The sequence below is a fragment of the Leucobacter massiliensis genome (assembly GCF_002982315.1).
Taxonomy (GTDB): domain Bacteria; phylum Actinomycetota; class Actinomycetes; order Actinomycetales; family Microbacteriaceae; genus Leucobacter; species Leucobacter massiliensis.
Window position 1 is genome coordinate 107,496 of the sequence record NZ_MWZD01000012.1, and the last position, 18,400, is coordinate 125,895.

The window sequence follows — 18,400 nt, forward strand, 5'->3', positions numbered from 1 at the left end:
CTGCGGCATGACGGATACGGCATCGCGGGCCCCGTCGGGGGAGACCCCCTCGGGGCCCGCTGCTCACGCGACCCCGGAGCAGATCCAGGCGATCCGGCTGCGGCACCCCTGGCGCACCGTGTTCGCCGCGGTGCTCGTGATCATCGCGGCGCTGTTCCTGTACGACACCGCCTTCAACCGGCCCGTCTACGGCTGGCCGGAAGTCGGCAAGTACCTCTTCGACGTGCGGATCGTGACCGGCGCCTGGTACACGCTGCAGCTGACGGTCTACTCGATGGTCATCGCGATCCTGCTCGGCGTCGCCCTCGCCGTGATGCGGCAGTCCCCGAACCCCGTGGTGCGCTCGGTCGCGTGGGTGTATCTCTGGCTGTTCCGAGGCACCCCGGTCTATGTGCAGCTGACCTTCTGGGGCCTCGTGCCGGTCATCTACAAGTCCATCGAGCTCGGCATTCCGTTCACGGAAGCCGTGCTGAGCCTCACGACGAAGGAGCTGCTGAGCTACTTCACCCTGGCCGTGATCGGCCTGGCGCTGAACGAGGCGGCGTACATGGCGGAGATCGTGCGCGCCGGCCTGCTCTCCGTCGACCAGGGCCAGCACGAGGCCTCCACCGCGCTCGGGCTCGGATGGTGGCACACGATGAGCCGGGTGATCCTCCCGCAGGCGATGCGCGTGATCATCCCGCCCACGGGCAACGAGGTGATCTCGATGCTGAAGACCACCTCGCTGGTCACGGCGGTGCCCTTCACGCTGGATCTCTACGGGCGGGCGAAGGACATCTCGGCGGTGACGTATCAGCCGGTGCCGATGCTGATCGTCGCCTCGATCTGGTACCTGGCGGCGACCTCGATCCTGATGGTGGGCCAGTACTACCTGGAACGGCACTTCTCGAAGGGCGTCACCCGGCGGCCCGACGTGATGAAGCCCAGCGTGGAGACCGCTGCCGTGGACGTGGTGGGGGAACCCGCCGAGGGCGGCGACGTGGCGAGCCGGCGCGGCGCGCACCCCACATACCGGGAACCGGGGGGCGAGGATGAGATCGTTCCCCCGCATCAGCGACCCGGAGGCGGAGCATGAACCCGAACACGCACACCCAGTCCGCAGCTCCCGGGGCCGTCCCGCCGAGCACCCCGATGGTGAAGGCCGAGGCCGTGTCGAAGTCCTACGGCTCGAACATGGTGCTCAAGTCGATCTCGCTGGAGGTGCAGCGCGGCGAGGTGCTCTGCCTCGTCGGCCCCTCCGGCTCGGGCAAGTCGACGTTCCTGCGCTGCATCAATCACCTCGAGACCGTGAACGCGGGACGCCTCTCGGTCGACGGGCAGCTCGTCGGCTATCGCCAGAAGGGCGACAAGCTCTACGAGATGCACCCGAAGGAGGCCGCGAAGCAGCGGCGCGACATCGGCATGGTGTTCCAGCGCTTCAACCTGTTCCCGCACATGACGGCGCTGGAGAACGTGATGCTCGCACCGACCCTGCTGGGCAAGGGCGGAAAGGCGCAGCTGAAGGCGCGCGCCATGGAGCTCCTCGCCCGCGTGGGGCTCGCCGACCGGCACGACTACTACCCCGCGCACCTCTCGGGCGGGCAGCAGCAGCGCGTCGCGATCGCCCGTGCGCTGGCGATGGAACCCAAGCTGATGCTGTTCGACGAGCCCACCAGCGCGCTCGATCCCGAGCTCGTGGGCGAGGTGCTCGACGTCATGCAGGGGCTTGCCGAGAGCGGCATGACCATGATCGTGGTCACCCACGAGATGGGTTTCGCCCGCGAGGTGGCCGACGAGCTGGTGTTCATGGACGGCGGCGTGGTCGTCGAGGCCGGGGATCCCGTGCAGGTCCTGACGAACCCCCAGCGGGAACGCACCAAGGCCTTCCTCTCCAAGGTCCTGTAGCCCCGCGCACCGCCGAGTCCGCACCGTTCCGCCGAGAGCACCCATTGCGGTGCGAGGGAAGCGTGCGGACTCGGCGCGGGGACGGGGCGCGGCTACTCGGAGGGGAAGCCCTGGGTGCGCAGGGAGGCGCGCATGGTGTCGCGCCCGTGCAGGCCCGTGACGGGGCCGAGACGGCGGCTCGTGGTCTCCGCCCAGCTGCGATCCGGCGCGCCCTGGGTCTCGAAATAGGCGCGATAGCGCGTCTCGTACTCGACGGTCGCATCGCGCCAGGCCTCGGGGTCGTAGCGCTCGTGGTGCAGCACGCCGTGCAGTGGCAGACGGGGCTTGATCCCCGTGCCCTCGGCAGGATCGGGCACGCCGAGGGCCATGCCGACGATCGCGAAGGTGTGCTCCGGCAGCCCGAGCTCCTCGCTCACCGCCTCGGGGTCGTTGCGGATCCCGCCGACGAACACGCCGCCGAGGCCCAGCGACTCCGCGGCGAGGAGGGCGTTCTGCGCGGCGATCCCCACGTCGATGGCGCCGAGCAGCGTCGTCTCGATGTAGCGCAGCGTCTCCGGCTCGACCCCGCGCGAGCGGAGCAGCTGCGCGTTGCGGGCGAGGTCGGCGAGCCAGACCAGGAACACCGGTGCCTGCTCGATGTAGGGGTGCCCGCCGAGCGCCCGCGAGAGCCGCAAGCGGCGATCCGCGTCCCGCACCGCCACCACCGACCAGGCCTGCAGATTCGAGGAGCTCGAGGCGCGCTGGGCGGCGCCCACGATCGCCTCGAGCTGGGCATCGCCGACCGGCTCGGGCAGGAATCGCCGCACCGAGCGGTGCCGGTGCTGCTGCTGGATGACGGGGCTCTCGGCCGGATCAGTCACGGTGCTCCTCCGGGTGGGATTCGACGGCGCTCGCGGACGCCGCTCAGGCGCCCTCGCCGAGATCCTGCTTGATCTTCGTCGTGGAGACGCCCTCGGTGCGGTCGAGGTAGATGACCTCGCAGTAGGGGCGCAGGATCTCGAATCGCTCGTCGCCCTCCCAGTCGCCGCCCATCACCACGGCGTCGATCTCGTACTTCCGCACGTCGTCGATCTTCTGGTCCCACCGTTCCTCGGGGATCACCAGGTCGACGTAGCGCACCGCCTCGAGCATGTTCTTGCGCGTCTCGAAGTCGTGGTAGGTCTTCTTGCCCTTCCCGGCGTTGAACTCCTCGGTGGACGCGGCCACGACGAGATAGTCGCCGAGGGAGCGGGCGCGCCGCAGCAGGCGGATGTGTCCCCAGTGCAGGAGGTCGAAGGTGCCGTAGGTGAGGATCCGCTTCATGCCTCTATCGTATGAGCACCGCCGCCCGCGGCCCCCGGGAACTCTCAGCCCCTCAGCCGCGCGAGCTCCGGGAAGGGCGGCATCTCGGTCAGTGCCTCCACGGCGCTGCCGATCCTGAACACCGTCGCCTCGTCCCCCGGCTGGCCGACCACCTGCACCCCGGTGGGCACTCCGACGGCCGACATCCCGCTCGGAACGGAGAGCACCGGGCAGTGGTTGGCCACGTTGAAGGGGCTCGTCAGATGCGCCTCCCAGTAGTGCGAGAGCTGCCGGATCCGGCCGTCCGCCGCGCGGACCGCGATGCCGTCGAGGTAGTCCCCGTCCGCGTCGAGCATCTCGACGGCCTGCGTGGGGGTGATGAGGGCGTCGAGCCCGGCCATCGCCTCGGCGAGCTCGCGCTGCAGCTCGGCGTCGAGCGCCAGCGACTCCGTGAGCGGAGTGCGTGCCGCGGCGGCGGCCGCGTCGGCGATGAAGCGGCGGGTGTACGGGGCGAGTCGATCCTCGGTGCCGGCGGTGAGCGCCGCCATCGCGGGCCCGAGGATGTGGCCGAAGTGGGCGAAGGTGACGCGGGTGATGCGCTCGCTCGTCCAGGGCAGGCTGACGGGGACGATCACCGCACCCGCCTCCTCGAGGGCGCGCGCGACCCGGTCGGTGTTCGCCCGGATGCTCGCGGCCACCGGGTAGTCGCCCAGCGTCGGGTCGTAGCCGATCCGCAATCCGCGCACGGCCTCGGCGCCGTGGGGCACTCCGCGATCGGGCCGCTCCCCGTGCGCTCCCCAGGAGCGGTGGTCGACCGGGTGACGTCCGCTCATCACGGCCGCGAACAGCGCCGTGTCGGCGACGGTGCGCCCCATCGGTCCGTCGCCGCGGTACCAGTCGGCCGCGAGCGGCGGCAGGCCGGGGATCCGGCCGTAGGGGGCCTTGTAGCCGACCGTGCCGGTGAATCCCGCGGGGATGCGGGTGCTGCCGGCGATGTCGGAGGCCGTGGCGAGCTGCGCCATGCCTGCCGCCAGCGCCGCCCCCGCGCCGCCGGAAGAGCCGCCGGGCGAGGCGGCGAGGTTCCACGGGTTGCGCGTGACGCCCCAGGCGGGGGAGTGGGTGACGGTCGCGCAGGAGAACTCCGGCGAGGTCGTCCGGGCGTGGATGATCCCGCCGGCCGCGAGGATCCGCTCCACCACGGGATGATCCGCCTCGGCGCGCTGGCCCCGGCAGGCGGCGAGGCCCTGCTCCAGACGGCGGCCCGCGATCCCGTGCTTCTCCTTCGTCGCGACCGGGAGTCCCAGCAGCGGAGGCACCGGAGTGCCGCTGCGTCGCGCCGCGCAGTAGGCGTCGTCGGCCGCGCGGGCACGCTCCGCCGCCTCGTCGAGCAGCAGCTCCGTGAAGGGGTTGACGCCGTGCTCGCGGTCCCCGGCGCCCGCCGCGATCCGTTCCGCGGTCGCGGCGAAGAGCTCGCTCGGGGAGAAATCGCCGGCGGCGAAGCCCGCGAGCGCGTCGGTGGCGCTGAGCGCGGTCAGCGCTGCGGAACCGGCGCACGGCGACGGGTCTCCGGGGGCGGTGCGCGAGGCGCCGGGAACGACGGACTCGGGCGGGAGGGTGCGCGTGCTCATCGCGAGACCGGCGCCCCGCCGTTCGGCGTGCAGGCGAGGGCGCCGTGCAGCATGCGCCACCCCACCTCGGTGAGCACGTCCAGGCCGGCCAGCATGTCCTCGTCGCGGCTGAACTCCCGCTCGCAGTGGCTCACGCCGTCGACCGAGGGGATGAACATCATCACGGTGGGCGCGATACGGTTCATCGCGACCGAGTCGTGACCCGCCATGGTGCGGATCCGGCGCGCGCCGAGGCCCAGATCGGCGGCCACGCGCTCCGTGAGCGCCAGCCCGTCCTCGGGGTAGTGCTGGTTGTCCCGCACGTCGAAGTCCGTGGCGTTGATCGTGAGGCCGCTCGCGGACGCGATCCCGGCGAAGTCGTCGAGCAGCCGCGCCCGGGCCTCCCGCACCACGCGCTCCTCCGCGGCACGCAGATCCGCGACGAGGTGCACCCGCCGCGCCACGACGATGGGGGAGTTCGGCTCGAGGGTGAGCTGCCCGACGGAGGAGACGAGGGTCTCGGGCTCGAAGCATCCGGTGACCTCGTGCACCTTCATGATGACCTGCGCGGCGCCCACGAGCGCGTCATGCCGGTCGGCCATGGCCGTGGCTCCCGTGTGCGATTGCTCGCCGAGCACCTCGATGTCGAGCTTCTGCGTGAACCAGCTGTAGTCGACGGCGCCGATGGGCGTGGCCTCGCGCTCCAGGATCCGCCCCTGCTCGATGTGGATCTCGGCGTAACCGCAGATCTGCGGGCGCGCGTCGCTGCCGAGATAGCCGATGGCTTCGAGCGCATCGCGGACACGCACCCCGGCGAGGTCGCGGACCTCGAGCATGAGCTGCTCGTCCATGAGCCCGGCGAAGACGGAACTGCCCATGATGGAGGGGGCGAAGCGGCCGCCCTCCTCGTTGAACCAGTTGACGACGGCGAGGTTGACCGCCGGTCGTTCGCCGCCCTCGGCGACGCGTCGGGCGATCCGGTCCGCCGCGTGGAGGCCCGCGATCACGCCGTAGGCGCCGTCGAAGCGTCCGCCGAGCGGTTGCGAGTCGAGATGCGATCCGAGGAGGATGTGCGGCGCGCCCGGTGTGAACTCGACGAGGGCGAACTGGTTGCCGATCCCGTCGACCCGCACCTCCCAGCCGCGCCGCTGCGCGAACTCGCGGAACCACTCGCGGGTGCGGCGGTCCTCCTCGGTCGCGGCCTGCCGATCGACGCCGCCGTTCTCGGTGGCGCCGATGCGGGCGACCTCGTGGAAATCGGTGAGGAAGTCGGGGGTGCTCATTCAGGGGCTCCTGGGGTGCTTCGCCGCTTCAGCGGGTGGGTTTCGGGGACACGGGTGCAGATGAGGACGAGGAAGACGAGTGCCGCCGCGAGCGCCACGTAGACGCCGGGGCTGAAGCTCAGCCCGGTCGCCTCCACCAGCCAGGTGCCGATGAACGGCGCGGTCCCGCCGAAGACGGCGTAGCCGACGTTGTAGCTGATGGCGGCGGAGGTGAAGCGGGTGCGGGTGGTGAAGATCTCGACGAAGAAGGTGTAGCAGCCGCCACCGTAGACGCAGATGCAGATGACGAACACGAACTGGCCGAGCAGCGCGAGCGCCAGCGTCCCCGAGGTCACGAGCATGAAGGAGGGGATCGCCAGCACTGCGATGACGAGGGAGCCCGCGATGAGCATGGGCTTGCGGCCGACGCGGTCGCCGATGACGCCGCCGATCGGGAGCACCAGCGCGTACAGCAGCATCGCCGCGGCGTTGATGAGCAGCGACTGCTCGCGGCCGAGCTCACCGGCCGTCTGCACGTAGGAGACGAAGTAGCCCGTGAGGAAGTAGAAGCCCATCGCCGTGAGGCCCATGACCATGATGACCTGCAGCATCTTCACGCGGTTCTCGCGGAAGGCGTCGCGGATCGGCGTGTGCTCCTTGCCGGCGTGCTTGGCCTGGACCTGCTTGAACGCCTCCGACTCCTCGGTGCGCGAGCGGATCCAGAGGCCGAAGAACGCGAGCGGCAGTGCGATGAGGAACGGGACGCGCCAGCCCCAGGCCTCGAACGCCTCGGCGCTCATGCTCGTGGACAGCAGCAGGATGAGGGTTCCGCCGACGACGGAGGGCAGGGCGGTCGCCGCGAGCGTGATGTTCAGCCACAGCCCCCGCCGGTTCTTCGGCGCGTGCTCGAACACGAAGGCGGGAGCGCCGACGGACTCGCCTCCGGCCGAGAAGCCCTGCAGCAGGCGGCAGAGCACCAGCAGCGCGGGGGCGAAGATGCCGATCTGCGCGTAGGTGGGCAGCAGCCCGATCGCCGCGGTGGCCGCGCCGATGGTGAGCAGCGTGACGTAGAGCACCGGCCGGCGACCGTAGCGGTCGCCGAGGGCGCCGAAGAAGAGGCCGCCGAGCGGACGGATGAGGAACGCCACGCCGAAGGTGGCGAAGGTGGCGAGCAGGGCGAGCACCGGGCTCTCGCCCGGGAAGAACAGCCGGGAGAGCGTGATCGCCGAGAGCCCGTAGAGGCTGAAGTCGTAGAACTCGATGAACTGGCCGACGCTTCCGGCGAGCAGCACCCGGCGCTTGCCGCGGTCGAGGCGACGTCGCTCGGCGACGGGGAGCGGGCCGGTGGGGATGTCGACGGGGTCGGTGGGGGAGTCGATACGGGTCGGTGGGGGGTGCTGCGTCATTGCGTGCTCCTGTGGGTCCGGCGGCGTGGACCCGGCGGCATTGCCGGGCCTCGATAGGACTGACCCCATCTTTGGGCGCGGCCTCGGGTGCGGTCCAATGGTTTCTCTCGCTCATTCCCATCGACTCGGTCGATGAGAAGCCGGGTTCAGGCTCCCGTTCTCGTTGCGTCCGGCGAGGCCTCCGATGCCTCGCCCCGGCCTGCGAGGGCGAGGCACACCTCCTCGAAGGCCAGTGATCTCCGCGTCGGCCGGGCCCCCCGGAGGCGCACCAGCGAGGCCTCCGTCGGTGGCAGCGGATCGGTGAGCCGAATGGGGACCACGTGATCCCCGGCGTAGGTCATCCCGTGCCCGACCCAGTGATTCAGGAGCGAGTAGCCGTGGCCGAGGGCGACGAAGGAGCGCACCGTCTCGTAGCCGAGAGAGACGTGGCGCACGCGGGGCGTGACGCCCAGCTGCTTGAAGAGCCCCAGGTAGTACTCGCGCGTGTGCGGCAGGTTCAGCAGGATCAGCGGCTCCTCGGCGAGCTCCAGGAGGCTGATCTCGCGCCGGCGGGAGCGGGCGATCGGGTGATCCGCGGGAACGATCGCGTGCGGCGGGATCTGCTCGATCAGCCGCCTGCTGAAGCGCTCGCCGACTCCGAGGTCGTACATCAGCGCGAGCTCGCAGTGGCCGTCGAGGAGCGCCTGCTGCAGGGAGCCCTGATCGCCCTCCAGGAACACGAGGTTCACGTGCGGATGCAGTCGCTCGAAGTGCTGCAGCAGCACGGGGGCGCGGAAGGGGGCCAGCGGAGAGTACATGCCGACGACGAGCTCCCCGGTGAGCTGCTCCGTCTCCTCGCGGACCGAACGCGAGATGAGCTCGGCCTCCTCCAGGAAGGCTGCGCTGCGAGCCAGCAGGGTGTGCCCGGCCGGGGTGAGCCGCAGGCCGCGGCGCGGGAGGCGCTCGAACAGCGGCACCCCGAACTCCCGCTCGAGCTGGGCGATGGCGCTGGAGAGCGTCGACTGCGTCACGTTCAGCTCGGCGGCGGCGGCGGTCATGTGCTCTCGTCGCGCGACGGCGGCGAAGTAGCGCAGCTGGACGAGCGTGAACTCCGGCCTCATGCGCCGCCTAGGGGAGGAGCAGCACGACGCCGGCGACCGCCGAGACGAGCGCGAGCAGCAGCGCGATGCCGATGAGCACCGCGTGCACGGTGTAGAAGCGGGTCGGCCGGCCCTGCTCGTCGCGGGCGCGCGGGTCGAGCTTCACCCGCGTCCAGAAGCGCGGCCAGACCACGACGTTGTAGAGGGCGTTCACCAGCAGCAGGATCCCCGCGAGCACGATCATGCGGTAAGTCTACGGGCGCGGCGCGTGGCGTGACGCCGCGTAGGCTGACCGTATGAGCGAGTACCGTCACGTCGTGCGCAAGTGGGTCAAGCCCGAGGATCTCAATCAGCACGGCGCGCTCTTCGGGGGGCGCCTGCTGCAGTGGGTGGACGAGGAGGCCGCGATCGTGGCGGTCGCCCAGCTCGGGACGAAGGACGTGGTCACCCGCCACATGTCGGCCATCGACTTCGCGGCCCGCGCCGACCGCGGCGATCTGCTCGAGCTGGAGTACCGGGTCGTCGGCTTCGGCCGCACCTCCATCACACTCGGCTGCCGCGTGGAGAACGCGGTCACGGGTGAGGAGGTGCTGACCCTGGAGCGCATCGTCTTCGTCGCCGTCGACGATGCGGGCCGCCCCGTCGTCCACGGCCGCGAGAACGCCACCGAGGGTACGGAGCGTTTGCGGCAGCGGCGCTGAGCCCCGCGGCGGGCGAGCGGCGCGGTTCCCGGGGTCTCGGGCGCCGGCCCGGCGGGCGGAGGGGCATTCGCGCCCGGTGACCTCGGGCGGGGTGCGGCCCGTGTCACAGAGCGTCACGGGAGTGGCGCTTGCGTGCCGCATGGAGCATAATTAAGAATGTGTTCCAAGTATCCTGGAACGGATCGCATTCGGGGGAGGGCCGGCCATGACGGAAGCGACAGGCACGCAGAGCCGATTCGGTGACGGCGTCCGCACGGCGCTCGGAGTCGGCGGCCTCATCGCGGTGGTGCTCGGGATGCTGATCCTGCTGTTCCCCGCGAAGTCCGGCGAGATCACCATGCAGATCGTGGCGGCGCTCACCGCCGCCTATGCCCTGGCCGCCGGCGTCGTCTACATCGGCTCCTCGATCTTCAGCAGGAGCAGAGGCGGGTGGGCCCGCGTGGGACACATCCTGCTCGGCCTGCTCTATCTCGCCGGCGGCGTCGTGGTGATGCTGAATCTCGGCGCGGCCGCCGCGGTGATCGCGCTCTTCCTGTCCATCACCATCGGCGCCCTGTGGGTGCTCGAGGGGATCATGGCCTTCACCGTCGTCTCCGAGAGCGACAGCAAGGTGTGGACCATCGTCTACGGGGTGATCAGCGTGATCGCCGGTCTCAGCCTCATTCTGCTGCCGCTGCTGGGAGCGGTCACGCTGTGGCTGCTGCTCGGCGTCGCAATGGTTGTGATGGGTGTCGTGCAGATGGTGCGCGCCCTCACACTGAGGCCCTCGGTGTAGCACCGGGCCTCCGCGAACGGGGTCGGCTCTGGGGGGAGCCGGCCCCTTCGTGTGCTCGCGGGCGGTCCGCCAGGATCCCGCGCAGCTCCGCCGGGATCCCGCGCAGCTCCGCCCGGGCCGGCCCGATCCGCCTCAGCGCAGCGCTTCGAGCCCCTCCGCGGTGATCGGCTCCTCGCCCGCTGCGAGGGAGACGTACTTGCGCAGCACCACGAGCGAAGCCGAGGCCTTGTCGAACTCGGCCGCCACGAAGCGGTCGGTGGCGATCAGCGCGAGCGCACCGCGGGCGGGCATCACCGCGCCGCGCAGCTCGCCGCGTCGCTCCGCCGGAACCACCGCGCGGAGCTCGTCCATCGAGGTGAACAGGGGCAGCACGAGCTGCCCGCTCGTCGAGCGGATCGTGCGCACCCTCGGCCCCTTGCGCTTCGAGGGTGCGCCGGAGACGTCGACCACGAGGTACCCCTCGCGCAGCGAGCTCAGAAAGGCGGCGAGGTGCTCGTAGTCGGGTGTCGCCCGGAAGGCGTCGAGGGCCGCGCGCGCGGTCTCGTTCGCGTAGTCGGCGTGCACCTCGGGGGGGATCGCCGCCGCCTGCGCGTCCGTCTCCTCGGGTGCGGGATCGCTCGCCGTGCCGGCCTCGGGCCGCTGTGCGTCGTCGTGTGCCATGCGTCTAGCCTAGGGCGTGCGCGGCGACCGCCCCGGCCGGGCGGTCGGCCCGTTCCCCGGCAGGCTCACTCCTCGCCCACGCCTCGCGCGGCCAGCGCTTCCCCGGTGGCCTGCGCGTGGGCGACGGTGCGCAGCACGAGCGGGACGGCACGGGCGCGCGGGCTTCGTTCCAGGCCGCGGGCGCGGGCGGCGGCCTGCGTCTCGCGGGCGATCTCCAGCGTGCTCGGGATCGCGCGGATCACGAGGGAGAAGGCGAGCGCCACCCGCTCCGGGCGCACCCCGAAACGCCGCAGCGGGCCGAGGGCACCGGCGACCGTGTCGAGCATGTCGTCGACCGAGGTGCTCGCCGTGAGGGCGCTCGCCGCGAGGATCAGCGCGAAGAGGTCGCCCACCACCTCGAAGCCGCGCTCCCAGCCCTGCTGCCAGGCCTGGAAGGCGAAGAGCGGCACCGCGACGAGGGCGAAGCCGCGCGTGACCCGCCAGAAGTCGCGGCCGCGTAGCCCGGCGAGCAGGGCCAGGGCGACCGCGATCCCGAGCCACAGCGCGGTGAACGCCGCGCCGCGCGTCCACACCACCGCGATCGCGAGCGTGAAGAGGCCGAGCAGCTTCACACCCGGGGCCGCCCGGTGCAGCGGTCCCGTGCCGGGGCGGTATGCCCCGAGCGGCGACGGGGCGCTCACGGCCGCTCCGCGAGTGCACGATAGTGGGCCACGGCGTCCCGCGGGTCCCCGTCGAACACCACGCGCCCACCGTCCACCACGAGGCTGCGGTCGGCCTGCGCGGCAAGCTCCAGCTCGTGCGTGACCAGCACGAGCTGCTGCGGCAGTGCCATCAGCAGCTCCCCGATGCGCCTCGCGTTCCGCAGATCGAGCAGCGTGGTGGGCTCATCGGCGACGAGGATCGCGGGATCCGCGGCGAGCACCGCGGCGATCGCGAGCAGCTGCTTCTGGCCGCCCGAGAGCGAGTGCACGCTCTGCTCGGCGAGGCCCGCGATCCCGAAGCGTTCGAGGACCGCCACCGCGGCGGCGCGGCGCTCGCGCTTGCCCGGGTGCGTGCGCCGCAGCGAGAGGGCGACGTCCTCCGCCGCGGTCGGCATGATGAGCTGGGCGCTCGGGTCGGTGAAGACGAAGCCGACGCTTCTGCGCACGGCCGGTCCGTCGCGGCGGGTGTCGAGAGCGCGATCCGGTTCCCCCGCGCTCCCGGCCGGCCCGACCGTGATCCGCACGCTCCCCGTGCTCGGCTCCACGAGCCCGTTGATGAGGCGTGCCAGGGTCGATTTGCCCGAGCCGTTGCCACCGATGATCGAGATGCGCCGCTCCGTGAGCGTGAGCGTGGTGGGGTGCAGGATCGTGACCGCGCCCGTGGCGGAGGGGGCGGTCACGCCGGCGTTGCGCAGTTCGATCCGCGGGCCTGCCGCCGGGGCGGCGCGGGGGGCGGCGCCGGGGCGGCAGCAGCGCGGGAAAGGCGCGGTGCACGGCGGTGGCCACGAGGGCCATGAGCAGATTCTTCACGATATCGCCAGGCAGGAAGGCCAGATCCGCGAGGAAGGCCTGGCCGATGGTGAGATCGGCGCGCCAGGACATGCCGAGGATCCCGAGCGGGTGGATGAACACGAGGCTGGAAAGGAGGCCGGCGGCGAAGATCAGCGGGACGCTGCTCGCGATCTTGCGCCGCGGCAGGCGCTCCACGATGAATCCGGTGGCGAGCGCCGCGAGCGGGAAGCCGAGCAGGTAACCGGCCGTGGGTCCCGCGAAGGGGGCGAGGCCCGCCGCGCCCCCGGAGAAGACGGGCAGCCCGATGGCGCCGACGGCGAGGTAGAGGAGCACAGCGAGGAAGCCGCGGCGGGCGCCGAGTACGGCCCCGGCGAGCATCACCGCGAAGGTCTGCAGCGTGATCGGCACGGCGCCGCCGACGCTGATCGCGGGCAGCAGGGCGCAGACGGCGATCAGCGCGGCGAAGGCGGCGATGAGCGCGATGTCGGTGGCGACGCTGCCGCGCCGGGCGGGGCGTCGCCCCGCCGGTTCGGCGTCGACGGCGGTGCTCGCGGGCAGTGCCGTGCCGGCGGGGGCGGGGGGGGGGGGGGGCGGGGGGGGGGGGGGGGGGGGGGGGGGGGGGCCCCCGGGGCGGCCCCCCCCCCCCCCGTCCGCGCCCCGCGGATGCCGGGGGTGGGGGTATGGGGGGGCGGCCGCAGGTTAGCGTTAGGCTGGGAGCATGCGCAACTCCCTCGCCGATGTCGTCTCAGCGGCCCTGCGCGTGCTGGAGGCGCAGGGCCTCGAGGGGTGCTCGATGCGCCGCGTCGCCGCGGAGCTCGGGGTGCAGCCGAGCGCGCTCTACCACCACGTGCCCGACAAGCAGACGCTGCTGGCGCTCATGGCGGACCGCATCGTCGCGGGCGCGGGCGCGGCGGAGGGTGATCCGCGCCGCTTCTGCGTCGCGCTGCGGGACGCCATGCTGGCGGTACGCGACGGCGCCGACGTGGTCGCGACGGCCGCGGCCTTCCGCCTCGGCGCCTCGGAGATCGAGGAGCGCCTCGCCGCGCTCGTCGGCGCCGACGGGGCGCGCACCCTCCTGCTCTACACCTTCGGGCACGCGCAGTCGACCCAGACCCACCTGCAGGCGGCCGCCCTCGGCGCGCTCGCCGCCTTCGCCGCCGGGCCTCCGGCCGGTGGCCCTGCCGTCGCCGCTGCAGCAGGCCAGACGGCGACGCCCGCGGCCGTCGCGGAGGCGGAGCTGGAAGCCTCCTTCGGCCGCGGCCTCGACATCATCCTCGCCGGCCTGCGCTGATCCCCGCCGCCCCGGCCTCGCAGGGAACGGCCCTGCGGTGCGATACCGTGGGGCGAGACGGGCGAGGGGGCGGCATGGACATCACGGGGTCGATACCGGTGACCTACAACGCGCGGGCTCTGGGCGGCCTCGCGGCGGGCGGCGGGACGGTCGCCCCGGTGCTCTTCCGGGCGGACGCGCTGACGGCGCTCACCCCCGAGGGGCAGCGGGGGCTCACGGAGCTCGGGATCGGCCACGTCGTCGATCTGCGGACGGAGGCCGAGCGCCGGCGCGCCGCCGATGTGCTCCCCGCTGCGGGCGGCCCCGCGTTCACCCCGCTGCCGATCCTGGGCGGTGCGATGGACGGGCTCGTGCAGAGCCTGCTGCCCACGAACGACGAGGCGCCTCGAGCCCTCACACCGGCGCTGATCGACCAGGTGATGAGCCGCCTCCCCACGCTGGAGGAGCTGTACCGCTCCATGCTCGAGGCGAGCGGGAGGCAGTTCGCGGAGCTCGCCCGGATCGTCGTCGCGGCCGCCACCGAGGAGTCGCCCGGCGTGCTCGTCCACTGCACCGCGGGGAAGGACCGCACGGGGTTGGCGAGCGCCCTGCTGCTCTCGCTCGCGGGCGTCTCGCGAGAGGACATCCTCGCCGACTACGCCGTCACCGACGAGAAGCTGGCCGGTCCCTTCGGTGCGGAGCTCACGGCCCTCGTCACCTCGCTGGGCGTGCCACTCACGCCGCGGCTCGAGACGCTCGCGACGCGCGCGCCCGAGGCGGCGATGGCGTCCGCACTCGACTGGGTCGAGGCGCAGTACAGCGGCGCCCCTGGCTATCTGCGTGCCGGCGGACTCACCCAGGACGAAACGGAGAAACTCCGTGCGGCCCTCCTCGCCGCCTGATCCGGTTCAGAACAGGGTGTTAGATCGATGGGTGATTGGTATCGATGGTGAGTGCCCGTCTGGCCCGGAATCATGCGGAAGTAGTGATTGGTGGCGATAGGGGAGTGCTGGCCAAAACTGACACTTCTGCGGACTCGCTGCGGACAACAAGGGTCCGATCTCAGGTCCGACCCTTTGCTGCCGATCTTGGTGCGATTTCAAATCCGACCTACCCGAGCGCAGCATCGCGCTGACAACGCGATGCTGCGCTGTTCCGCGCGCGCTGGCGGCGTTCTTCCAACCGCGAAGAGCACCGTCAAGGAGCTTCTGCGCACACCACTGGCATTGGTGGATAACCGCGTCCCACGTTCTGTGACACAGCGACAGAATCGAGGCATGGAAGGCGCCGCTACTGCAGCTATTCGAAAGATCGTTCGTGAGGAAGCCGCGGCACGACTTCAAGGCATCCGGATGGACAATACTGCACACCTCGTTCACGCTCTCGAGAGACCACAGTGCTGCGCGCACTGCACTGGGCAGATCCACTCACAGAACTTTGGGGAATACGAGCCTACCTGGACGACGAAGCAGGTTGCGGAGTTCCTCGGCCTGAAGGCCAAGACCATCTTTAACCTCGTCCATGCAGGCGAGCTGAAGCCCCGCAAGCAGGACCGCTTGAACGCGTTCATTCCGTCGGAGGTGTCCGCGTAACGCGCGCAGGTGCTCGGGCTCGAGGGAGATTAGAGAGTAGGCCGACGTCTGATTTCGGCTTGCTCATCAGCGTGCTTCCTGAGTGCTGACAGGACGGCTCAGCGGATGACTCTCCCGCACATGGGGCCAGGCTACGCGTCTGGCTGGGGTCAGGGAACCCCTCAGTGGCAGTGCGCCGCACAGCGGCTCGGGGACTACTGCTGGCGTCGCGAACCGCCGCCGAAGCGATATCCGAAAGGAAAGAACGTGAAGGCCAGGTCCTCCAGGGTGTCCTTGTGCTGTTCGCAGAAGTCGTCAGCTTCTTCCGCGCTGTTGCACAACGCGACGATCCTGCTCTCGTTTTCGTAGTCAGACACGACAATCCAAACGCCGTCCTGGGCACGATTGGGGATGGCGTTCATTGGGCGTGACTCCTTGATTGACTAGCAGGCACGTCTGAACAATACACTCGCAAGGTGAGTAAGAAATCAATATTAGTTTCAATTGCTAGCCTCCTTGTCGGCGGCCTCGTGATTGGTCTCCCCGCCTCGGCGATGGCGTCAGACCTCGAGCGGGTAGGACCTCCCACAATGACCGCCGCAGTCCAAGAGCTTCCTGATGTCCTGACCGACGAGCAGATGGACGAGCTCACCTCTGACATGCAGAACCTGAACGAAGGTCCGCTGGTGTTCGAGGCTCCGGGATCGCCAAGAGTTCAGGCAAAAGCAGTAACCCCACTATGCACGCAAGACACCGGTCGGATTTGGAAGCGCACCTCTGGCAGCATCCACAAGTACGGGACGATCGGAGGTAAGCCATCGATCACATGCAACACGAACGTCACCGCACTCTCGTTGAGCACGACTCTCTACATCAAGACGATGTTTGGCTGGGGCAAAGTTGCCGGACCCTTCAACAGCGCGAACGCTGGAGTGAAGAAGCTCGAGCAGAAGCAGGTCGAGTACGCCTGCAAGAAGGCCTCGCCATACAACCACTTCCGGATGGTCGCAAACGGGTCTGTGACTTATCCAGGGCTGAAGCCCATTGCCGGCGGTGCGTACTCGGAAACTGACGGCGGTGGGCTGCCCTGCTCGTAGAACCATCGCTGTGACTGCTCTCGCCCTGGCCGTTCGGGGACGGCGGCGGCCGACGCGGCGTAGCCTGACCATATGTGCAACAGCTACGGTCTCGGCGGCTATCTCCGCGATGGGGAGGAGCCTAGTAGCCCGCTGCGGCCTCTCGACCAACGCGAGAACGAACGCGCAATCGCCGAGTGGGCTCGTGAGCTGGGTGGGCGTGCTGCGATCACGGGCGCGAAGTCCCGGAACCTGAACCCCATTATCCGCGCTGACGCTGGCGGTGAGCGGCGGTTGGAGTTCGCGTGGTGGTGGATATGGCTCGACGGGTCCGGGCCGGTGAAGTTCTCGGCGTTCAACAGCCGCGACGATAAGCTGTTGCGGTCGTAGAAGAAGCCGTTCCAGCACCGCGCACTGCTCCCCGCATCCTGGTATGTCGAGAAGAAGGGCCGCTTCACGCTGCCTAGTGGCGAGCAGTTCGGGATCGCGGCCGTCACCTCGACCGTCGAACTGGACGACGGCACGGAGTTCGTCACCTACTCGATGGTCACCCGCGACGCACCAGAGGGCAGTGAAGCCGCCGAGTACTGGCCCCGCATGCCTCTCGTACTCCCGCGCGATCAGCACGACGAATGGCTCGACCCTGGACGCGCCGGCGACGAGACGCTGGTCGCTGAGGTGCAGCATGCGAGCGACGAGATCTCACGAGCATTGACCACAGAGGTTCCCTCGACGTCTGTCGACTCCACACCGTCCTGAAGCGACGAAAAGCCCCCTGCAGCATCCCGAAGGACACCACAGGGGGCAAGTGCGTAACTAATTGGACACGGTTTCTAAATCGTGAGTGATCTCGGAATGCCCCTCTGGCAGGATCGCGTCATGACTGAGACCCCTGCGGGCTGGTACCCAAACCCTGACGCGAATAAGCCCGGCATGGTTCGATGGTGGGACGGCAGCGAGTGGACCGAGCACGAGCACACCGACTTCTCGAGCATCGATCCCACGCGGATCTCCAAGCGAGACGCTCGCGCCATGATCGGGCAGATGCAGCAGAGCATCCACACCCTGGAGAGCATCATCAATCGGCACGGCCTGCGAAAGTTCGAGGACTTCACGCAGTGGCGGCAAGAACGCCTTGAAGGCCTCACTAAGCGCCATGCCGAGATTGACCAGGAAGTTGCTCGTCTGAAGCAGGAGCGCGACAGCGTGCAAACAGAGGTCGAGGCCCTTAGGGAAGAGGTGGTGTCGCTTACCACTTCGCGCGGCTTCCAGGAAGTGGGACTGTTCGACTACGAGCATCCGGCCGAGTCGTCCACGCAGCTCGCCACCGAGCTTGAGGCGGTGCGCATGAAGATCAAGAGCGCGATCCGCAACAAGTACGCGACCACCTCAGTGGAGGGTTTCACGTTCAACAACTCAGTAGCACAGGGCACCCGGTTCTCGAACGCGCTCGCGAAGCTCATGCTGCGCGCCTACAATGCGGAAGCGGAGAATGCGATCAAGACCACCAAAGCCGGCAACCTCGCAACCGCTCAAGCCCGCCTCAGTCGTGCGGCCGAGCAGATCGCGAAGAACGGTGCGATGATCCAGCTGCAGATCACCGATCACTTCCATCACCTTCGCCTGCAGGAGATCGAACTCGCGCATCGTCACCTGAAGGCTGTGCAGCGTGAGAAGGAACTCGAACGCGAGCATCGAGCCGAACTGCGCGAACAACGCAAGGCAGAGCTCGAGCTGAAGAAGGAGCAGGAGCGCCTCGAGAAGGAGAAAGCGCACTACCAAGCTACGCTCGCCACGCTGCGCGCCAAGGGCGACGAGGAAGGTGTCGAGCGGCTACTCGCGAAGATCGAGGACGTCGACCGCGCTATCCATGACGTCGATTACCGGGCCGCGAATATCCGGGCCGGCTACGTGTACGTCATCTCGAACATCGGCTCGTTCGGCCCCGATGTCGTCAAGATCGGTATGACGCGTCGACTCGACCCAATGGACCGTGTCCGAGAGCTCGGGGACGCGTCCGTTCCGTTCCGATTCGACGTGCACGCGCTCTTCTTCGCCGACGACGCAGTATCGGTCGAGAACATGCTCCACAAGGAGTTCTCACACCACCGCATCAACCAGGTCAACTACCGACGCGAATACTTCCAGATCACTCCGGAAGAAGTGCTCGAAGTTCTCAAACAGCACCAAGTAGAAGTGCTCGAGTTCACCGTCGACCCTGACGCTGAAGAGTTCAGGGAGAGCCAGAGCATCCGCGCCGCTCTTACCGCTGAAGCAATCGCCGTCTAGAAACGCGAAGAGTGCCCCTCCCGCAGCCTTAGCTGGGGAGGGGCAC

The 18,400-nt window shown here is 69.7% G+C and carries 22 protein-coding genes and 1 pseudogene; 11 read left to right on the forward strand and 12 right to left on the reverse strand.

The annotated features are described in order from the left end of the window. Positions 1-7: 7 nt before the first annotated feature. Together B4915_RS01560 and B4915_RS01565 are read left to right on the forward strand one after the other, a co-directional pair. Positions 8-1,075: an amino acid ABC transporter permease gene (locus B4915_RS01560; protein ID WP_105804088.1), complete on the forward strand. Its 1,068-nt coding sequence runs from the start codon at positions 8-10 to the stop codon at positions 1,073-1,075. Then, positions 1,072-1,884, forward strand: a complete 813-nt coding sequence (locus B4915_RS01565) for an amino acid ABC transporter ATP-binding protein (protein ID WP_105804089.1) — start codon at positions 1,072-1,074, stop codon at positions 1,882-1,884. The genes B4915_RS01560 and B4915_RS01565 overlap by 4 nt, the downstream gene beginning before the upstream one ends. 92 nt (positions 1,885-1,976) lie before the next feature. On the opposite strand, the gene B4915_RS01570 is transcribed toward B4915_RS01565, so the two are convergent. The 7 genes from B4915_RS01570 to B4915_RS01600 form a co-directional block, all read right to left on the reverse strand. Continuing rightward, a complete protein-coding gene (locus B4915_RS01570) occupies positions 1,977-2,744 on the reverse strand; it encodes an NADPH-dependent oxidoreductase (RefSeq protein ID WP_105804090.1) in 768 nt (255 codons plus the stop codon). A gap of 43 nt (positions 2,745-2,787) precedes the next feature. Continuing rightward, positions 2,788-3,186, reverse strand: coding sequence for a glycerol-3-phosphate cytidylyltransferase (gene tagD, locus B4915_RS01575; RefSeq protein ID WP_105804091.1), 399 nt, complete (start codon positions 3,184-3,186; stop codon positions 2,788-2,790). A gap of 44 nt (positions 3,187-3,230) precedes the next feature. Further along, positions 3,231-4,793 (reverse strand): amidase, encoded by a 1,563-nt coding sequence (locus tag B4915_RS01580; RefSeq protein ID WP_105804193.1) that lies wholly within the window; start codon positions 4,791-4,793, stop codon positions 3,231-3,233. Continuing rightward, on the reverse strand, positions 4,790-6,055 hold the full coding sequence (locus tag B4915_RS01585) for a M20 family metallo-hydrolase (RefSeq protein WP_105804092.1): 1,266 nt from the start codon (positions 6,053-6,055) through the stop codon (positions 4,790-4,792). The genes B4915_RS01580 and B4915_RS01585 overlap by 4 nt, the downstream gene beginning before the upstream one ends. Continuing rightward, a complete protein-coding gene (locus B4915_RS01590) occupies positions 6,052-7,440 on the reverse strand; it encodes an MFS transporter (protein WP_105804093.1) in 1,389 nt (462 codons plus the stop codon). The genes B4915_RS01585 and B4915_RS01590 overlap by 4 nt, the downstream gene beginning before the upstream one ends. A gap of 146 nt (positions 7,441-7,586) precedes the next feature. Next, positions 7,587-8,540, reverse strand: a complete 954-nt coding sequence (locus B4915_RS01595) for a LysR family transcriptional regulator (RefSeq protein ID WP_105804094.1) — start codon at positions 8,538-8,540, stop codon at positions 7,587-7,589. Positions 8,541-8,547: 7 nt separating this feature from the next. Beyond that, the gene (locus B4915_RS01600; protein ID WP_105804095.1) at positions 8,548-8,763 is read right to left on the reverse strand and encodes an SCO4848 family membrane protein; all 216 of its coding nucleotides are present in this window, start codon (positions 8,761-8,763) and stop codon (positions 8,548-8,550) included. 52 nt (positions 8,764-8,815) lie between these two features. Here B4915_RS01600 and B4915_RS01605 point away from each other — a divergent pair, with 52 nt between their 5' ends. Together B4915_RS01605 and B4915_RS01610 are read left to right on the forward strand one after the other, a co-directional pair. Continuing rightward, a complete protein-coding gene (locus B4915_RS01605) occupies positions 8,816-9,220 on the forward strand; it encodes an acyl-CoA thioesterase (protein WP_105804096.1) in 405 nt (134 codons plus the stop codon). Positions 9,221-9,425: 205 nt separating this feature from the next. Beyond that, on the forward strand, positions 9,426-9,995 hold the full coding sequence (locus B4915_RS01610) for a DUF308 domain-containing protein (RefSeq protein ID WP_105804097.1): 570 nt from the start codon (positions 9,426-9,428) through the stop codon (positions 9,993-9,995). Positions 9,996-10,127: 132 nt separating this feature from the next. On the opposite strand, the gene B4915_RS01615 is transcribed toward B4915_RS01610, so the two are convergent. The 4 genes and pseudogenes from B4915_RS01615 to B4915_RS14825 form a co-directional block, all read right to left on the reverse strand. Then, positions 10,128-10,655 carry an SseB family protein gene (locus tag B4915_RS01615; RefSeq protein WP_105804098.1) on the reverse strand — a complete coding sequence of 176 codons (528 nt, stop codon included), beginning with the start codon at positions 10,653-10,655 and terminating at the stop codon, positions 10,128-10,130. Positions 10,656-10,720: 65 nt separating this feature from the next. Continuing rightward, a complete protein-coding gene (locus B4915_RS01620; RefSeq protein WP_105804099.1) occupies positions 10,721-11,335 on the reverse strand; it encodes an energy-coupling factor transporter transmembrane component T family protein in 615 nt (204 codons plus the stop codon). Continuing rightward, complete coding sequence (locus tag B4915_RS01625; RefSeq protein WP_245907289.1) at positions 11,332-12,036, reverse strand: energy-coupling factor ABC transporter ATP-binding protein; 705 nt, start codon at positions 12,034-12,036, stop codon at positions 11,332-11,334. The genes B4915_RS01620 and B4915_RS01625 overlap by 4 nt, the downstream gene beginning before the upstream one ends. A 145-nt stretch (positions 12,037-12,181) precedes the next feature. Next, positions 12,182-12,526, reverse strand: a pseudogene (locus tag B4915_RS14825) (biotin transporter BioY); the annotation flags it as partial. A gap of 340 nt (positions 12,527-12,866) precedes the next feature. Between B4915_RS14825 and B4915_RS01635 the strand changes: the two are divergent. The 3 genes from B4915_RS01635 to B4915_RS01645 all read left to right on the forward strand — a co-directional run bounded on the left by B4915_RS01635 (position 12,867) and on the right by B4915_RS01645 (position 15,010). Further along, on the forward strand, positions 12,867-13,439 hold the full coding sequence (locus tag B4915_RS01635) for a TetR family transcriptional regulator (RefSeq protein ID WP_105804101.1): 573 nt from the start codon (positions 12,867-12,869) through the stop codon (positions 13,437-13,439). Between the two features lie 74 nt (positions 13,440-13,513). After that, complete coding sequence (locus B4915_RS01640) at positions 13,514-14,320, forward strand: tyrosine-protein phosphatase (RefSeq protein WP_105804102.1); 807 nt, start codon at positions 13,514-13,516, stop codon at positions 14,318-14,320. 375 nt (positions 14,321-14,695) lie between these two features. Next, entirely contained in the window at positions 14,696-15,010 is a 315-nt protein-coding gene (locus tag B4915_RS01645; RefSeq protein WP_146119995.1) for a helix-turn-helix domain-containing protein, read from the forward strand. A 194-nt stretch (positions 15,011-15,204) separates the two neighbouring features. Here B4915_RS01645 and B4915_RS01650 read toward each other — a convergent pair whose 3' ends face one another. Continuing rightward, positions 15,205-15,411: a hypothetical protein gene (locus tag B4915_RS01650; RefSeq protein WP_105804104.1), complete on the reverse strand. Its 207-nt coding sequence runs from the start codon at positions 15,409-15,411 to the stop codon at positions 15,205-15,207. A 54-nt stretch (positions 15,412-15,465) separates the two neighbouring features. Here B4915_RS01650 and B4915_RS14340 point away from each other — a divergent pair, with 54 nt between their 5' ends. The 4 genes from B4915_RS14340 (at position 15,466) to B4915_RS01660 (ending at position 18,354) form a co-directional block, all read left to right on the forward strand. Continuing rightward, complete coding sequence (locus tag B4915_RS14340; protein ID WP_146119996.1) at positions 15,466-16,086, forward strand: hypothetical protein; 621 nt, start codon at positions 15,466-15,468, stop codon at positions 16,084-16,086. A gap of 72 nt (positions 16,087-16,158) precedes the next feature. Then, the gene (locus B4915_RS14830; protein ID WP_245907290.1) at positions 16,159-16,455 is read left to right on the forward strand and encodes a hypothetical protein; all 297 of its coding nucleotides are present in this window, start codon (positions 16,159-16,161) and stop codon (positions 16,453-16,455) included. A gap of 69 nt (positions 16,456-16,524) precedes the next feature. Beyond that, positions 16,525-16,824 (forward strand): SOS response-associated peptidase family protein, encoded by a 300-nt coding sequence (locus B4915_RS14835; protein ID WP_281258185.1) that lies wholly within the window; start codon positions 16,525-16,527, stop codon positions 16,822-16,824. A gap of 120 nt (positions 16,825-16,944) precedes the next feature. After that, positions 16,945-18,354, forward strand: coding sequence for an SNIPE associated domain-containing protein (locus B4915_RS01660; protein WP_181158421.1), 1,410 nt, complete (start codon positions 16,945-16,947; stop codon positions 18,352-18,354). Positions 18,355-18,400: the final 46 nt, after the last annotated feature.

Excerpts from the sequence above, each read along its gene's own strand:
- B4915_RS01600 (WP_105804095.1), bottom strand. The coding sequence starts at position 8,763 with ATGATCGTGCTCGCGGGGATCCTGCTGCTGGTGAACGCCCTCTACAAC.
- B4915_RS01560 (WP_105804088.1), top strand. The coding sequence starts at position 8 with ATGACGGATACGGCATCGCGGGCCCCGTCGGGGGAGACCCCCTCGGGG.
- B4915_RS01590 (WP_105804093.1), bottom strand. The coding sequence starts at position 7,440 with ATGACGCAGCACCCCCCACCGACCCGTATCGACTCCCCCACCGACCCC.
- B4915_RS14830 (WP_245907290.1), top strand. The coding sequence starts at position 16,159 with ATGTGCAACAGCTACGGTCTCGGCGGCTATCTCCGCGATGGGGAGGAG.
- B4915_RS01635 (WP_105804101.1), top strand. The coding sequence starts at position 12,867 with ATGCGCAACTCCCTCGCCGATGTCGTCTCAGCGGCCCTGCGCGTGCTG.
- B4915_RS01580 (WP_105804193.1), bottom strand. The coding sequence starts at position 4,793 with ATGAGCACGCGCACCCTCCCGCCCGAGTCCGTCGTTCCCGGCGCCTCG.
- B4915_RS01595 (WP_105804094.1), bottom strand. The coding sequence starts at position 8,540 with ATGAGGCCGGAGTTCACGCTCGTCCAGCTGCGCTACTTCGCCGCCGTC.
- B4915_RS01660 (WP_181158421.1), top strand. The coding sequence starts at position 16,945 with ATGACTGAGACCCCTGCGGGCTGGTACCCAAACCCTGACGCGAATAAG.
- B4915_RS01565 (WP_105804089.1), top strand. The coding sequence starts at position 1,072 with ATGAACCCGAACACGCACACCCAGTCCGCAGCTCCCGGGGCCGTCCCG.
- B4915_RS01585 (WP_105804092.1), bottom strand. The coding sequence starts at position 6,055 with ATGAGCACCCCCGACTTCCTCACCGATTTCCACGAGGTCGCCCGCATC.
- B4915_RS01610 (WP_105804097.1), top strand. The coding sequence starts at position 9,426 with ATGACGGAAGCGACAGGCACGCAGAGCCGATTCGGTGACGGCGTCCGC.
- B4915_RS01640 (WP_105804102.1), top strand. The coding sequence starts at position 13,514 with ATGGACATCACGGGGTCGATACCGGTGACCTACAACGCGCGGGCTCTG.
- B4915_RS01605 (WP_105804096.1), top strand. The coding sequence starts at position 8,816 with ATGAGCGAGTACCGTCACGTCGTGCGCAAGTGGGTCAAGCCCGAGGAT.
- B4915_RS01615 (WP_105804098.1), bottom strand. The coding sequence starts at position 10,655 with ATGGCACACGACGACGCACAGCGGCCCGAGGCCGGCACGGCGAGCGAT.
- B4915_RS01650 (WP_105804104.1), bottom strand. The coding sequence starts at position 15,411 with ATGAACGCCATCCCCAATCGTGCCCAGGACGGCGTTTGGATTGTCGTG.
- tagD (WP_105804091.1), bottom strand. The coding sequence starts at position 3,186 with ATGAAGCGGATCCTCACCTACGGCACCTTCGACCTCCTGCACTGGGGA.
- B4915_RS01645 (WP_146119995.1), top strand. The coding sequence starts at position 14,696 with ATGGAAGGCGCCGCTACTGCAGCTATTCGAAAGATCGTTCGTGAGGAA.